We start from the raw sequence: 16,720 nt of genomic DNA, 5'->3' as shown, positions 1-16,720 counted from the left end.
ATGTTAGGCAGTCTCGGTGGTGTGGGCCACTGATTCGTCCAACGATTCGGGCGCCGCGCGGGTCTCGGGGCGCAGCATGATCGTCCGGGAGAGGACGAAGGTGACCGGGATCGCCGCCGCCGCGGCGATCAGCGGGGCCCAGGTGCTGCTGAGGCCGAGCAGGTCCACCAGCACGTACATCCCGGTCGTGGTGATCACGAAGTTGGCCGCGTTGGTGAGCGGGAACAGCAGGAACTTCCGCCAGGTGGGCCGGGTGCGGTAGGTGAAGTACGAGGTGAGGAAGAAGGAGCCGACCATGGCCAGCAGGAAGGCCGTGACATGGGCGACCACGTACGGCACCCGCGGCAGGAAGAGCAGGTACAGGCCGTAGTACGTCCCGGTGTTGACCGCCCCCACCAGGGCGAACCGGACGATCTGGGCGGCGGTTCCCCGGGTCATCGGCGGGCGAACTCCCGGCCGGGGCGCGAGTGCGGCAGCCGCCCGTCCGCGGCCGCTTCCCCGGCCGTGGCGCCCCGCACGTTCGTCGCCTGCACCAGGAAGTGCGGACGGCGCTTGACCTCGTAATAGATACGGCCGACGTATTCACCGACCACGCCCAGCATCACCATCTGCACCCCGGCGAGCGCGGTGACGACGACGAGCAGGGTGACATATCCGGGGGTGTCCACGCCGTTCACCATCGCGACACCGACGATCCACGCGGAATACGCCGTGGCGATCCCGAGCAGCAGCATGCCGAGATAGACGGCCGCCCGCAGCGGCTTGTTGTTGAACGAGATCATCCCGTCCAGGCCGTAATTCAGGAGCTTTCCGAACGTCCAGGCGGAACGCCCCTGTTCCCGTACCGCGTTCTCGTAACCGAACGTGGTGGTGCGGAATCCGACCCAGGCGAAGAGCCCCTTGGAGAAGCGGTTGTACTCGGTGAGTTCGAGCACCGCGTCGACCGTCCTGCGGGAGAGCATGCGGAAGTCTCCCACGCCGTCGACCAGTTCCACATCGACCAGGCGGTTGATCAGGCGGTAGTACAGGCGCGCGGTGAGGGTGCGGGTGACGCGGTCGCCCTTGCGGGTGCGCTGGGCGATCACCTGGTCGTGGCCCTGGGCGTGCAGGTCGAGCATGCGGCCGATCAGCTCCGGCGGGTGCTGGAGGTCGGCGTCCATGATCACCACGGCGTCCCCGGCGGCGTGCCGCAGCCCGGCGAGCATCGCCGCCTCCTTGCCGAAGTTCCGGCTGAAGGAGACATAACGGGCGCGCGGGTCGCGGGCGGCCATCTCCTGGAGCAGGGGGAACGTACGGTCCCTGCTGCCGTCGTCGACGTAAAGGAGCTCGAATTCCGCGTCGAGCCGGGAGATTTCCCTGGTCACCTGGTCGTGGAAGCGACCGATGATCTCCTCTTCGTTGAAGCAGGGCACGACAATCGAGATGAGCACGGTTCTCCCCCGTCGATACGGAGTCGTGTGGGCAGTCAACGAAGGACAACCGGGGCAGACGTCCGGGGCGGATTCACCGAATGACGGCGGGGCGTCGATTACGTGAACTGAGCGCCCGCCCCGCTGATTTACCCGCGCCGGTCCGGCATATTCGACGGCAGCGAACAGCAGAGGACCTCCTTATGCCGACTCTCGAAGCCGTCCGGCTTCCCCCCGCCGCCCCGGCCGCGCCCGCCGGATCCGGACGCCCGCGCGCACGGGCGTCCGCACTCGCCGCGCTGCTCACCGCGGTCACGGTGTGCGCGGCCGACGCCGTCGCCCGGACCTTCCCCTTCGGGCGGCACACCCGCGGCGTCAACGACCTGGGCAACCAGTTCGTCCCGTTCCACGCCCATCTGTGGGACCTGCTGCACGGCCGCGCCCACGGCGGCGTTCTGGTCAACTGGCAGTCGGGGTACGGCACATCGTTCCTGCCCGACATCGGTACGTATCTGGGCAGCCCGTTCGCGCTGCTGGTCGGGGTGTTCCCGCGCGACCGGATCGACCTCGCGGTGTATGTGATCACGGTCCTGAAGATGGCCGCGGCGGCCGTCGCCATGACCGTCCTGCTGCTCACCCTGCGCCCGGGCGTCGGCCGGCGCTGGGTGGCCGGGGTGCTGGGGGCGGCCTACGCGCTCTGCGGCTGGTCGGTGATCGAGGCGACCTACAACACCATGTGGCTGGACGGTCTGATCGCCTTCCCGATGCTCTGCCTGGCCGGCGAGTGGGCCCGGACCAGGACCCGCCCGCTGGCCGGTCCTGTGGTGGTGGCGCTGGCCTGGACGGCGAACTTCTACACCGCGTACATGGCGACGATCGGCGCGGCCCTGGTCCTGCTGGTGCGGTTGTTCCTGGAGGAGCCGCCCGAGGGGACGGGGGCCCGGGTGCGGGCCCGGGTGTGGGCGCTTGCCCGCGCCGGGTGGACGACGGCGCTCGGCATCGGACTGTCCGCCCCCCTCCTCTTCACGGTCTTCCTCGGCACCAAGCACGCGTACCCGGGCTGGAACAAGGAGTTCGACCCGGTCCCGTGGAGCGACTTCCTGGCGCGCTGGCTCCCGGCGACGTACAGCTTCTCCAGCCCCGCGCTGTTCCTGGGCACGGGCGCGCTGCTGCTCGCGGGCGCGCTGGCGTTCCACCGCGCGGTGCCGGACCGCGAGCGGTACGCGTGGACGGGACTCGCCCTCCTCGTCGCGCTCTCCTTCCAGTGGAAGCCGACGCATCTGGCCTGGCACGCCTTCCAGACACCCAACGGCAGCCCGTACCGCCAGACGTTCGTCCTGAGCGGCATCCTGGTCATCGCCGCGTGGATCTGCGTGGCGGACGGCCTGCCGGACCGGCGCGCGCTGCTCGGCGGCGGCGGGGCGCTCGGGGCGATCGGCGCCGGCGCGGCCTCCAGCGAACTGGTCTCGCCGTGGTCCTATCCCTTGTACGCCGGTGGGCTCGCGGCGGTGCTCGGAGCGCTGGTGACCGCCCGGCGGGTGCGGGGCCGGCGGGCGTTCGCGCTGGCGGCGGTGGTGCTCCTGGCCGGGGCGCAGACCGCGCAGGCGGCGGTGACGGTGGCGTACGGCGACCGGGAGCGGCTGCACCGGCTCGACAGCTACCCGGCGTGGGGCACGGCGCACGACGCGCGCGAGGAGGCGGTGTCCGGGGCTGACGGCTGGCCCGCGTACCGCACGGACCCCGGCCGGCGCCAGCTGACGGGCAACGATCCGCTGCTGGTGGGCGGGGAGGGCGCGTCCTACTACAGCAGCCTGACGCCGGACGTGCTGACCAGGACCATGACGGCGCTGGGCGGCGGCTGGACCTCGCGCGGCCGGTCCCTCCAGAGCCTGGACAACCCGGTCACGGACGCGGTGTTCGCGGTGGGGGCGCGGGTGCGGGCGGAGAAGAGCGGGGCGGCGACGGTCACCCGCGCCCCGGTGCCGCCGCTGGTGACGGTGCGGGGCGGGAATGGGCCTGTGCGGTACGGGAGTTCCCCCTTCCGCAATCAGGAGATGCTGCTCGGGGCGCGGGTGTACACGCTGCCGCGTACGGTCGCCGAGGGGTGTGCGGCCGGGCAGGAGGCGTTCCTGTGGGCGCCGGAGTACACGGGGTGGGCGCGGCTGGGCACGTCCGGGCGGTGGGTGGAGTTCCGGGGCGGCGCCCCGAAGCGGCGGGCGGCCCTGGCCCCGCTGGGCGTCTCGGCGGGCCCGTCGTCGCGGGTGGAGCTGCGCCCCGCGTACAAGAAGGCCCGGCTCGGCTGTCTGGACCGGGGTGCGCTGACGGCGGCGGTGGAACGGCTGCGGACGACGGGGGCGAGCGAGGTGGAGGTCACCGGCAGCCGCGTACGGGCGGTGCTGCCCGCGGGGGCCGCCGGGACGGCGGTGTTCGCGATGCCGGGGATCGCGGGGTGGAGGTGCGCGGTGAACGGGGCGGCGGCCGAGCCCGCGGGGTCGTATCTGGGCCTGGTGTCGGTGGAGTTGCGCGGGGGCTCCCCCTCCACTGTCGCCTGCGCCTTCCGCCCGCCGGGCCTGAAGGCGGGTTCGGCGGCGGGGGCGGCGGGTCTTGCCGGCCTGGTCGGTACGGGAGTGTGGGCGGCGGTACGCAAACGGCGGGCCGGGACGCCGGTGCGCCCCTGACCCGCCGCGGGTGTACGTCTTACTTCGCCACGACGGCGACCGGGCCGTCCCAGGCGTCCCGGTCGATCGTGAGGGTGACGCCGCCGTACGTCTCCTTCTTGTTGATGGCGTACTGGTGGCCCCGGCGGTGGCCCGCCCACTTGGTCCCGAAGGGGTAGCCCGTGGTGGTCGACTCCACGTCGTCGTAGGCCGCGTACCAGATGGCGTCCGGCATGTCGGTGCCGGGCGTCGATGCGGCGACGGCGGCGGCGCTGGAGGAGGCGAAGCCGTAGTAGCCGGTGCGGTAGCCCTTGGCGTGCAGGGCCTTGTTCCAGGCGCGGGTGTAGGTGAGCACGGTGTCCTTGCAGGAGGTGTTCGCGGTGTCGAACCCCTCCATGTCGAGGTAGACCGGGCTGCCGGGCCGCATCCCGAGCGCCGATGCCTTGGCCCCGGCGTCGGCGCCGTCCGTCGCCCCCAGGGAGGCGGCGGTGGAAGCGGTCATCTTCTCCGGGTTGCTGCCGGACTTGCAGGGCGGCTGCGCGCCGACGTAGAGCGGGATGAGCTTCCACCCGACGGCACTGACCGCCTTCACCCAGTCCGGGGTGAGCTGGGGCTGGGCGCACCCGCGGTTCCTGCCTCCGATGTAGACGGCCGCGCCGCCGTACGGGGAGGCGGTCTTCCACGCCTTCATCTGGGCGAGGGTGGGGGCGGTGCAGGTGTCGAAGGCGCGGCCGGTGTAGGTGGCGGGCTTGGAGAGGGAGACGGGCCGGGCGGGACCAGCGGCAGCGGCCCCGCTCCCGGACGCGCTCCCGCTCCCGGACGCGGCCTCGGCGGTGAGCGCCCCACCCACGAGGAGGGCGGCGCCGCCGAGGGCCATGGCTATGGTGCGGTGGTTTTTGGTGGTGCGGTGCTTGGACACAAAGCTCCTGGAGTACTCGGAGGAGTCGGACGGCCGAAGCCGTTGGGGCGCAGAGCGGAAACAGGGCGACGAGCCGGAGATCCGGCTCGTCGCCCTGCGGAGCGTGTACTCAGTGGGTGTCGCGCACCCAGCTCAGGATCGCCTCGCGGTAGTGCATCGACTCTTCACCGCTCGTCATCCTGAGTTCGAACGCGTCGCGTGGCGTGAAGCCCGCGTCCCGGGCGAATACCCGGGACGCCAGCTCCGCTTGGCCTTCGCTTTCGAAGGCCAGCCAGCAGGAGTGCCCCTCCGGCGGTACCACGCCGTTGCGGTCGAGCTCCAGGGCCACGGCGAGTGCCGCGCCCTGGACCTCACGTACCCGTGGGTCGCCCTCAGCGTGGTACGCGGCGACCGCCCGGGTGGCGTCGAGCGCTGCCGCGACGGCCGCACCGGACGGGTGACCGCTCTCCGCGGCCCGGTCCCGGAGCCGGTCCACCAACGGAACCGACTCCTCCTGGAACGCTGCTTCCTCACCCTGGCCGCCCAGCTCACGCCAAGCCGACTCGACGGACTGGACGGCCGCGAAGGAGTCGTCCTGCCGTGCGTACTTCTCGAAGAAGATCGACACGACCGAGTTGACCCTGGTGGCCACGGCGACCGAGAACCAGCGTTCCGCCGGCAACCGGTCAGCGGGGACTCCATGACTGGACATACGCCTCATCCACCTACCACTTGGCCAATCTCGGGGTGACGATCTTACCGCCGAGTCGCCTGATCAACGGTGCGCAGAACTCCTCGCAGAAGTCGTTGCTGGCGATCAGCAGCTGCGGTGTGACCCCCAGGTTGATGGACTCCGTCAACAGCTTTCCTTCCGCGTGGTTGTGCCCGAGGATCAGCGGCGCCTTGGACTTGCTGGGCAGCCGCGGATAGACGCGCAGCCCCTCGTCCGCCGCGTCCGCGAGGGCGATCTGAGCATCGGTGATCTCGCTCCGAGCGCCGACCGCGAACAGGTCCATGCCGTTGCCCTCGGGCACGTGCAGACCGCCGACCGTCTTCCAACGGGCGCCGGCGCCCATCTTCTTGGTCATCGCGTCCACCCGCGCCTGGAGGTGCATCGGGTCCGGCGTGGACGAACCGTTGCAGTTGTGGACCAGGAGCGGAGTGTCCCCGGCCTCCACGTAATACGTGTGGAGACCGCCGACCGTCAGGTCGTACGTGACCGTGTTCGCGTGGTACAGGCGGACGCCCGTGACCTCGGCCGTGCCGGTCGGGGTCTGGAGGACGTCGCCCGCGTGGAGGTCCTTCGCCTCCACGAACGCCGACTGCGTGGCGTCGTAGAACGGGTGGTGGAACGTGGTGGTGAGGTGGTCGCCCTTGGCGGTCACCTCCGCCGCCTGCGCCTTCTGCGGGGCCGCCGTCAGCGCGCCCAGCACCGCCGCCGAGGCCGCGAGGCCCAGCGCCGCCCTGCGGACGGCCTTCTTGACCTTCGCCCCGCGCTTCGCCGCCTTCACCGTGACGTCCACGAAGTCGCGGTCCGTCTTGGTGACGATCACCGCGGTGACCTTGTGCGACTCCGTGCCGGACACACCCGGCACCGCGTTGGCGACCGAGTCGCCGACCTTGATCTTGTCGATGGCCCTGGTCGAACCGTTGGCCATCAGCACCTTGGTGTTGCCGGTGAAGCTGTGCGGAACGCCGACCCTGCAGCCGCCGCCCATCTCGCTGCGTCCACCGGCACCTTCCGCCTGGGCCCGCGACGCCGCCGTCTCCGTGGCGTCCCGTGCCGCGGTCTCCTCCGCGGCCGCCCCCTTGCCGAACAGCCCGCCCACGGCCTTCATCGCCTTGGGCGCCGCCTTGGCCAGGAGGGAACCGCCGATCTTGCCGAGGACGCCGCCCAGCGCGCCGGACGCCGCGCCCTCGATCGCCGAGCCCGCGAACGCGCCGACGCTGCATTCGTCGCCGCCCTTCTGGGCGCACGCGAAGCCCTGGGTGACCAGGGAGCCGACCGCTCCGGCGACCGCCGCGCAGCCGATGGAGCCGACGCCCGCGGTGACCGCCTCGCAGCCCATGAAGACCGCCGTGGAGACCACGAACGAGGTGATCGCGGCCGCGTGGTGCTTCACGAACGTGGCCGTGGTCTTCGCCGCCTTCACGGTGGCGTGATAGGCCGTGCGGGCCGCCTTGGCGACGGTGTGGACCGCTGCCTTGGCCACCTTCTTCGCGGCGTGGACCACGCGCTTCACCGTCTTGGTGACCTTGTGGTACGCGGTGTGCACCGCGTGCACCGCCGCGTGGTAGACGCGCTTCACCTTGCGTACGGCGTAGTGGTAGACGCGGCGCACCACCCGCACCGTGGCGCGGTAGACGTCACGGACGCGGTGGACGACCTTCTTCGCCACGTGCTTGGCGACCTGGACGACCTGGTGCACCACCTGGACGGCGGCGTGGTAGACCGGCGCCGCCACGTGGTGGACGACCGCGGCGGCCTTGTGGGCCACCTTCTTGGCGCCGCACACCACGTCGTACCAGGAGCAGTTGCCGGACTGGTCCGTACCCGCGAGCGGGTTGTCGTTGACGTACGCGAACGGGTTCGCGGACACCGAGTTCGGGACCGGGTTCAGCGAGATGCTGTCCTTGTTGCGGAACTGGCCGGTCGCCGGGTTGTACCAGCGCGAGGCCGTGCCCACGTCGCCCGAGCCGGGCTCGGTCCAGCCGGACTGGAAGCCCAGGTGGCCCAGAACGGTGTTGGTGCCGATCCCCTTGCCCAGCGGGTCGTAGCTCGCCGAGCCGGACAGCGCGTTCGCGCCGGCCGTGAAGGTGCCGATGACGTCGTCGTGCTGGTCGGTGAGGGCCAGCGCGCTGCCGGAGGAGCCGTTGCCGACGCCGACCAGCGAGCCCCCCGCGTCATAGGTGTAGGTGTAGTTGCCGTCGGAGGCGATGGTGTTGCTCGCGCCCGAGTACTGGAAGGTGCGGCTGCCCTGGGTCGCGGTGTCGGTGTCGGTGATGTTCCGCCCGGCCGCGTCCAGGTTGTACGCGTGGGTGCCCGCAGTGATCTGGGCGCCGAACGCGTCGGTGGTGAAGGCGACGGAGCCGTCCGACCCGGCCTGCTGGGTCATCGTGCCGCGCGCCGAGTAGGTGTAGCTGTGGTTGCCGTCCGAGGTCAGCTGGTCGCGGGCGTCATAGGTGTAGACGTCCGCGCCGACCCGGGTGCGGTTGCCGGAGGCGTCGTAGCCGTAGGCGGTCGTCGTGGAGCCGTTGTTCCACGAGGTGAGGCGGTTCGCCCAGTCGTAGGTGTAGGTGTGACTCGCCGCGCCCGGCACCCCGGTCGTCGTCTTCGACGTCAGGTTGCCGTTCTTGTCGTAGCCGTACCCGAGGGAGGCGAGGCCGGTGGCGCCCTGCATCAGGGTGTCGCCGGTCAGGCGGTGAGACGTGTCGTAGGTGAGGGTGCGGGTCTGGCCGGTGGCGCCGTACTTGATCTGGGTGAGCTCGTTGAGCTTGCCGTAGGAGTACGTCAGCCGGTTGTTCGTCGCCGCGTCGTCCAGGGTGGACAGGCGGCCGGCCGTGTCGTAGCCGTACGTCGTCGTGCCGGCCGCGTCGGTGCGGGTCAGCGGCGCCGAGTCGGCGTTGTAGGTGAAGCTGGAGGAGCCGGCCGAACCGGTCGCGGAGAGCAGGTCGCCGCGGTCGTCGTAGCCGAACGCCTCGTGGGTGGCCGACTGGTGGTCGGCGTTGCCGGTGATGCCCGCCTCGGCGGTGTCGGCCGAGGAGACCCGGCCCGCCTTGTCGTAGACGAAGGAGCGGGTGGCGGTCGCCGCGTCGGCGCCCTGGCCGTCCATGGTCAGGACCTGGTCGTTCTTGTCGTACGTCAGGGACGTCGACGTACCGCCGGGCTTGACGGCCTTCACCATCCGGCCGTCGGCGTCATAGCTGAAGGTGGTGGTGGTGTCCGCCGCCGAGGTGTACTGCGCGGTGGACGGCTCGATCACCTTCTCCTGCTGGCCCCACGGGGTGTAGGTGTAGCGCCAGGAGTTGCCCCGCCCGTCGGTGAACCGGGTGCGGTGGCCCGCCTGGTCGTAGCCGAAGCTGGTGGTGATCGACTCGGTGGCGGAGACCGGCTGGATCTCCTGGGTGACCGTGCCCGCCGCGTCGTAGGTGAAGCGGGAGGTGTGGCCGAGGGCGTCGGTCGTGGCGACCGCGTTGCCCACCGCGTCGTAGTCCACGGAGGACTGGGCGAGCAGGGTGCCGGCCGCGTCGTACTGCTTGTTGTACGTCGGCTGCCCGGACGCGTTGTAGTCGGTCTGGGTCCAGGTGTTGTCCGGCAGGATCGTCTTCTGGGGGTTGCCCTGGAAGTCGTAGGTGTACCGGGTGGTGTTGCCCGCCGCGTCCGTGACGGAGGTGGTCTGGCCCGTCCGGTCGTAGCCGTACGAGGTGGTCACCCCGCCGGGCGTCGTGGTCGACGACACATGCGTGCCGTACGGGTTGCCCGAGGTCACCGCGTAGGAGTTGGTGCTGGTCAGCGTCCGGGTGGACGGGAACCGCTCCAGCGTGGTGGAGGTGAGCTGGCGGCCCAGGTAGTCATAGGTCGCCTGGGTGGTGGCACCGGTGCCGTCGGTGACCGAGAGCGGTTCGCCGGCGTTGTCGTACGTGGTGTGCACGGTGGCGCCGTCGGGCCTGGTCACCTGGGCGACCCGGCCCAGCTGGTCGTAGAGGTAGCTGGTGGTGCGTCCGCCCGGGGAGGTCGACGACGTCTGGTTGCCCTCGCTGTCGTAGGTCCAGGTGGCGGGCGCGCTGACCGACGCGGAACCGCCGGCCGGGGTGTACTGCGGCAGGGTCTCGGAGACCTTGTTGCCGTTGGCGTCGTAGGCCGTGGTGGTCACGTCGCCGTTGGGGCCCTGCTCCTCGACGGCCTCACCGAAGGTGTTGAAACCGCTGGTGGTGACGGGCCGCACGGTCAGCGGGTTGGTGCCGTCGTTCTCCGCCTGGACGGCCGGGGCGGTGGTGACCGCCAGGTTCCCGGCCTCGTCGTAGGCGTAGGTGGTGGTGTTCCGGTTGGCGTCCGTCATGGACGTGCGCAGACCGCGCTTGTCGTACGTGTACGTGGTCTTCTGCTCGTCCGAGGAGGCGGCGGTGCCGCCCGCGCGTCCCTTGCCGTAGAGCGAGGTGACGTCGGTCGAGGTGAACGCGCGCTGGTAGACCTGCACGTTCGCGACCCCGCCGGGCAGGGCGTCGACCACGGAGCCGCCGTACTTGGCGGCGCCGATCATCAGCGGCCCGTGCGCGCTCCAGGGAGCGCTGTTGGTGGCGCTGCCGGAGAGCGTGCCGTTGACGTACACCTGCACCGCGCCGTTGGAGGCGTTGTACACGCCCACCACGTGCGTCCAGGCGCCCGCGACGGGCTTCGCCGTGGAGTAGGCGGCCGGGAACGACGGCGAGGCCGCGTCCGAGCTGGTCTGCTCCATGGACCACAGCGGCGCGCCGGTGTGGGCGTAGTTGTACTGGAGCATGAACGCGCTGTTGGTGGTGCCGGCCTGGGCCACGACCGTGGCGTTGTGGGTCGGCAGGGACGCCATGTTCACCCACGCGGAGACCGTGTAGGAGGCGGCGGTGTCGAGCACCGGACCGTTGGTGGCGATCTGCTGGCCCGCGGTGCCCGCGAAGGTGGCCGCGGAGTCGTTCCAGGTCACGCCGGTGGCGGCGGCGGTGTTGCCGGAGCCGGAGGCGTCGGTGACCGTCGAGCCGGAGCTCTGGTCGAGCTTCCACCAGCCGGTCGGGTGCCCGGCGGCGTCACCGTAGAGCGTCTCGGCGATCTTGTTGCCCATCGCGTCGTACGCGTTGGTGACCGTCCGGTCCCAGCCCGAGGAGTCGTGGTCGTTCTCGGTGGCGATCTCGTCGTCCGGCGTGTACGACACGCTGGTCACCCGGGCGACTCCGCCCGGGTCGACGGTGGTGGAGGTGTTGCGGGAGGCCGCGTCGACCGTGTGGGTGGTGACCGTCTCGCCGTTGTCGGTGGCGCTGGAGAGCAGGTTGCCCGCCGCGTCGTAGGTGTTGGACTCCAGGACGGTGGAGCTGGTGCCGTCGGCGCTCTTCTTGGTGACCGTCGACGTCAGACCGTTGTCGGTGTAGGTGTACGAGGTCGTCGAGCCCATGGCGTCGGTGACCGACGCGAGGCGGCCCGCCGGGTCGTAGGCCCGCGAGGACTCGGTCAGCAGCGACGGCGAGCGCGGGCTCACCGGGTCGCCGGCGTACATGACGCCCTGGGTCAGCAGCTGGCCGTTGTCGTCGTAGGTGTAGCGGATCTCGGTCCCGGAGGAGGAGACCTCCTTGGTCTTGTTGCCCTGGCTGTCGTAGGTGTAGGTGACCGTGTTGCCGTTGGCCGCGCCCGCGTTCGCGTTCGCGTCCTTCTTGGTGGCGACGTGGTCGTACGCGTCGTACGTCTGCGTCTCGGTGCGGGTGTAGTCGCCGCCGCTGCCGTCCGCCACCGACTGCGAGGTGATGTTGCCGTCGACGTCGAAGACGGTGGTGGAGACCGCCGCGTGGACCGCGCCGGTGACCCGGTCGGTGAGCTGCGGGTCCTTCTCCTGCACGACCTGGCCGTCCGCGTCGTACGTGTACGTCGTGGTGAGCCCGGCCGGGTAGGTGTCGGAGACGACCTTCTTGCTCAGGACCTGGCCGACACCGTCATAGGTGTACGAGGTGACCAGGCCGCCGGCGTCCGTGGTCGAGGCCACGTCGCCGCTCTTGAAGTAGGAGACGGAGTTGACCGCCCCGCCGGGGCTGATGGTCCTCACCGGCAGGCCCTTGGGGACGCTGCCGCCGTCGGCCGCCGGATAGGTGGCGGTGCCGTCGCTGAAGACGGTCGTGGTGGTGCGCCCGTTCGGGAAGCCCGCCACGGCCGGACCGGTGATGGTGGTCTGGTTGCCCGCGCTGTCGTAGCCGAAGGACGTCAGATACGTGTTGTCCGTCGCGGAGGCCGAACGGCCGTCGCGCCGGGTGAGCAGGATGTCGTTGCGCGGGTCGGCGGTGGTGAGCTGCGCGGTGGTGTCGTCCGGGAAGTAGCTGAAGTACTCCGTGGAACAGGCGTTGGCCGCCTGGTTCTGGCAGGAGGTCGTGGAGACCGTGTTGCCGCGGACGTCGTGGCCGGTGACCGTCATCGCCCCGTTGGGGTTGGTGACGGTGTGCTCGAAGCCGCCCGTGTCGTAGCCGAAGCTGGTGGTGTTGCCGAGGCCGTCGGTCTCGGTCAGCGTCCGGTTGTTGTGGGTGACGTCGTACTGGTACGTCAGGGTGGCGTTGGCCGGGGAGGTGACCTTCACCGTCGAGACCGGCAGCAGGCCCGTGGAGTTCTTCGCGGCCTGGAAGTGCGCGGCCGCGTCCTGGGCGGTGAGCGCCGTCCGGTAGGTGGCGGCCTCCGCCAGCGAGCCGTTGAAGTACACGGTCGCCGGGTAGGGCAGACCGGCCCAGCCGGAGCCGGTGGTGGCCGCGCCGATGTAGTCGGTGGTGCGCCCGCCGGTGGCCAGGGCCGCCGTGCCGGTCTTGGTGGCCGCCTGCGTGCCGTCCAGGTACAGCGTCTGGGCGCTGCCCGTGGCGGAGAGCAGCACATGGTGCCACTTGCCGTCGGTCACCGTGCCGGTGGTGCCCATCTGCACGGAGCCGGAGGTGGTGTAGAAGCCGCCGTAGAGCTTGTTGTCGGTGCCGATCCACAGCTGCGGGGTGGTCGAGGTGACCGTGCCGCCGATCGGCGCGTTCTGCGCGTTCATCAGGATCGCGCCGCCGCGCGTGGTGGAGAACCACAGCTCGGCGGAGGCGGAGGTGCTGCCCGTCTGGACGTCCGGCACCTTCACGAAGGAGCTGGTGCCGTTGAAGGCGGCCGTCTTGTGGTCGCCGAAGGGCCCTGCGGCCCCGAGCGTCACATTGCTGTACGTGCCGTCGCCGCCGCGCGTCTCGTCGACCGCGCTGCCCGCGCCCGCCGCCTCACCGAAGCGGAAGTACGTGGCGGGGGCACCGCCGAGGACCGCGCCCCGGTAGGTCTGGCTGGAGCCGGTGACCGTGGGCGCGCCGATCTTCCAGACGCCGCCGTTCTCGTCGGTGAGCTGGGTGAGCGCCGCGGTGCCCGGGTCGTAGGTCATCGCCGCGTATGTCTTGCCGGACGGGCGGGTGACCGAAGACAGCAGGCTGGAGGCGTGCGTGCCGTAGTTGTAGAGCGCGCTGACGTCGGCGGCGACCAGCGGGCGGTCGTACCACGCGGCGCCCGCGATGGAGCCGTTGAAGTAGGTGGCGTAGCCGGTCTTGCTGGTGCTGCTCTGGTGCGGCTGGTCGGGCCAGTTGCCGCCGAGGAAGCCGGTGCCGAGGTAGTTGAACGGCTGGTTCTTGCCGAAGGCGGTGCCGCTCTTGATGGAGACGGTGCCCGCGAGCGAGCCGACCTTGGCGTTGTCCAGGAACAGCGACTGCGAGTTGCCGGCGGCCGAGAGCACCACGTGGTGCCACTTGCCGTCGGCGACCGAGGCGGAGGTGGTGAGCGGGGCGATGCCGCCGCTGTACCAGAACTCGGCGTTCAGCTTGCCGTCGCTGCCGACGTAGATCGACGGGGTGTAGTAGCCCGCCGCGTTGCCCGCGTCGATGGGCTGCGAGGCGTACGAGTAGAGGACGCCGGGTCCCGCCGAGGTCTTGAACCAGAGCGACAGGGCGCCCGAGTCGGTGTTGTTGCCCGTGTCGTTGGGCAGCGCCACGGCGGAGGTGGTGCCGTTGAAGCCGGCGGCGGTGCCGCCGTTGGGCGGGCCCGCCTGGCCGAGCGTGACGTTCTTGTAGGTGGCGTCGAGGGTGTGCTCGTTGCCGAGGACGGCGTCCTGGGCGACGGTGCCCGAGGCCTCGCCGAGCGGCCACATGGCGCGCGGGTCGAGGTCGAGCGAGGCGTTCTGGTACTGGGAGCCCGCGGTGTAGGTGTACTTGGTGCAGGCGGTGGTGGTGGACGGCGGGCAGACCGAGACGAGCTGGTCGCCGGTGTAGCCGTAGGTCCAGGTCAGCGCGGTGGACGGGGTGCCGGCCACGACCGGGTCGGTGACGACGGTCGCCACGTGGGCCGCGGCGGCGCCGGACGGCGTCGACCAGGTGACGTTCAGGGCGCGTCCGGAGACGGCCGAGGCCATCTTGGTGACGTGGCCGCCGGACCAGGTGAAGGTCAGGGCGCGGCCGTTGGCGTCGGTCACCGAGGTGATGCCGTAGCCGCCGGAGCCGAGCGCCTGGGTGAAGGTGTAGACGGTGTCGTCCTTGTCGGTCAGCGAGTAGCCGCCGGTGACCGACTTGAACGTGGAGTAGCGGCCGGAGCCGGAGGAGAAGCTGCCGTCGCCGTTCTTGCCGTACCCGACCTGCGAGCCGTTCGGGTAGGAGACGACCGCTCCGGTGACCGTGCCCGCGGCGTTGTACTGCTCGGTGGCGCGGGTGTCGAAGATCGCCGACCAGCCGGCGCCGAAGGAGCCGGTCCAGCGCGGGTCGCGGGAGTTGTAGTCGCGCACCACGTCGAGGCTGGGGCCGACGGTCGAGATCGAGGCGTCGGTGTCGCTGGTGGTGTAGTTGCCGCTGGAGGCGTCGAAGCCGTGGTCACCGCTGTTCTGCGACAGACCCGAGGTGATCACCGGCTGGGGCACCTGGATCTGGAGCGCGTACCAGTCGGCGGCCGGGGTGTAGAGCGAGCCGTCGTAGCCCTGGACCGTCCAGTAGTACGTCTGGCCCCACTTGAGCTTGCCCGCCGGGACCGTCCAGTCGCCGTTGGCGATCAGGCCCGAGTCGGCGACCTTGGTGTTGGTGTTGTCGTAGACCTGGAAGACGTACTGGGGGGTGGTGGTGACGTCGTCGCCCGCCCAGGCGGTCAGGTGGGGCGTGGTGGTGTCCGCGACGGCGTTGTTGTTCGGGTACTGCTGGTAGATCTGCGGGGCCGCGTTGCCGGTGTAGGTGACCGACATGTACGGGCCGAGCGCCGGGTCGTTGAACGAGCCGAACTGCTTCCAGTGCAGGTTGTCGTTGGTGGCCGCGTAGACGGCGAGGCCGTTGTCGGCGGTGGTCCCGTTGAACCAGCCCTGGATGGCGCTGGTGGCCAGCGGCACGTCCACCCAGTCGCCCACGGTCCGGTCGGCGCCGGTGTTGGCGCAGGCCTTGGGCACGCTCGGGGTGGCGTTGCCGATGGAGGAGCCGTAGGACGGGCCGGGGTAGCCGGTGACCGTCTCGGGCTTCCAGGCCTGGGTGACCAGGGCGACGTCGAAGCGCTCCGGGGTGCAGGTGGAGGCCCAGGTGTCGAAGAGGTGCAGGGTCGCCGAGGTGACCGTGGCCTTCGTACCGTCCCAGGTGTTGTACCAGTGGTTGACGTAGGCGGCCGCCGAGTGCGGGCCGGAGTCGTAGGAGCCGACCTTGACCGTCTGCTCGGAGGAGTGGTCACCGGGGGCGCCGGACTCGGCGTAGGTGGTGGTCCAGCCGTCGGTGACGGTCGGGTCGACGGTGACCGGGAAGACGCGGGCCCGGTCGTGCAGCCAGCGCGGGTCCAGGGTGACCTTCAGGGCGGTCCTCGCGCCCTGGCGGACCAGCTGGTAGGTCACGGAGTGCGTGGTGGCCGGGTCGCCGGAGCGCGGATCGACCTTCGCGTCGTAGGCGTACGCGGAGGGGATGCGCTCGACGGTCTTGCCGGCGGTGTCCACCAGGTCGATGGAGCCGTCCCGGGCCTGGCGGGGGCTGAGGCCCTTGAGGTCGAGGGGGAAGGTCCAGACGTTGCCGGCCTGCGCGGAGTGCAGGACGATCGCTTCCTTGAGCCCGGTCGCGGTGGGCGCGAGCTCCAGGTCGGTCCCGGGCAGGACGTTTGCGTAGGTGACCCGGGAGCCATGCGCGGTGCCGGTGACGGGGGCCGCGCCCTGGAGGCCGTAGCTGAGGGCGTGCGAGCCGTCGGTGGCGAAGGAGGCGAGGGCGGAGTCCGCGGCCTTGGCGGCGAAGTCGACGTCGAGGGAGTTCGCCTTCTCGTGCCAGCGCTTGTCCGGCCCGGCTCTCACGTCGACGTCGATGGGCTGCCACTTGCCCTCGCCGTCCTTGTAGTTCACCGGCGTCATGGCGACCTGCCGGGTCAGCGTGCCGTCCGCGTTGTCGAAGACCGTGGCGGTACGGGTGGACTTGACCGGATTGCGACGGCTGGTCTTGGAGTTGAAGCCCTGCGCCGAGCGGCTCTTGCCGCCCTTGGTGGCCTTCGCGTACGGGTGGTACGCGTCGAGCTCACCGCGGCCCTTGCCCGGCTTGTGCCCCTTGCCCTTGTTCGCCTTGGTGGCGGCGGCAGTGGTGTGGTGGCCGTGACCGGCGGCCGTACCGCCCTGCTGCTCGGGGAGCGAGCCCCAGTGCGGGTCCTTGAACCAGGCGGTGACGGAGCGCAGACTGGGCAGGGATATCCGGCCCAGATGGGCGTCGTCGGCCATGGCCTGCTGGGTGGTCAGCATCAGCGCGAGGCTGGTGAGCAGCAGCAGCGCCACACGTCTGTGACGGCGGCGGTACAGCGAGGGCCGCCGTGGGGAACGGCGGAACGGGCGCGGGCGCACGAGGCGACTCCTCAGACAGGGGATCGGGGCGAACGGGCCGAAGAGGCCGAAGAGGCCGCGCAGGGCACAGCACGCCCCTGAAGACAGAAACGCGCCGATCTTGTCCGTAAAGAGCACCTAAATGACAGTCAGCAGACGCGTTCTTGGCTGCCGCTTGAGCAACCCATTGCACGAGTGGAATGAGTTGTTCCGTCTGTCCGG

6 protein-coding genes are annotated in these 16,720 nt (G+C 70.8%); 1 reads left to right on the top strand and 5 read right to left on the bottom strand.

The genetic code is table 11. From position 1 onward, the window contains the following. Positions 1–3 precede the first annotated feature (3 nt). Complete coding sequence (locus AC069K_RS21465) at positions 4–438, bottom strand: GtrA family protein (RefSeq protein ID WP_365105811.1); 435 nt, start codon at positions 436–438, stop codon at positions 4–6. Next, positions 435–1,430 (bottom strand): glycosyltransferase family 2 protein, encoded by a 996-nt coding sequence (locus AC069K_RS21460; RefSeq protein ID WP_478618575.1) that lies wholly within the window; start codon positions 1,428–1,430, stop codon positions 435–437. The genes AC069K_RS21465 and AC069K_RS21460 overlap by 4 nt, the downstream gene beginning before the upstream one ends. A 182-nt stretch (positions 1,431–1,612) precedes the next feature. Between AC069K_RS21460 and AC069K_RS21455 the strand changes: the two genes are divergently transcribed. Beyond that, positions 1,613–4,087, top strand: a complete 2,475-nt coding sequence (locus AC069K_RS21455) for a YfhO family protein (protein ID WP_478618572.1) — start codon at positions 1,613–1,615, stop codon at positions 4,085–4,087. A gap of 19 nt (positions 4,088–4,106) precedes the next feature. Here the strand turns inward: AC069K_RS21455 and AC069K_RS21450 are convergent, their stop codons facing one another. From AC069K_RS21450 to AC069K_RS21440, 3 genes are all read right to left on the bottom strand, one after another. Continuing rightward, positions 4,107–4,985, bottom strand: a complete 879-nt coding sequence (locus AC069K_RS21450) for a glycoside hydrolase domain-containing protein (protein WP_478618569.1) — start codon at positions 4,983–4,985, stop codon at positions 4,107–4,109. Between the two features lie 109 nt (positions 4,986–5,094). Continuing rightward, positions 5,095–5,676 (bottom strand): hypothetical protein, encoded by a 582-nt coding sequence (locus tag AC069K_RS21445; RefSeq protein WP_478618566.1) that lies wholly within the window; start codon positions 5,674–5,676, stop codon positions 5,095–5,097. A gap of 13 nt (positions 5,677–5,689) precedes the next feature. After that, complete coding sequence (locus AC069K_RS21440) at positions 5,690–16,453, bottom strand: LamG-like jellyroll fold domain-containing protein (RefSeq protein ID WP_478618564.1); 10,764 nt, start codon at positions 16,451–16,453, stop codon at positions 5,690–5,692. Between the last annotated feature and the right edge of the window lie 267 nt (positions 16,454–16,720).

The organism is Streptomyces sp. NPDC043908 (assembly GCF_056435525.1).
This window is presented reverse-complemented; position numbering and strand designations above follow the sequence as displayed.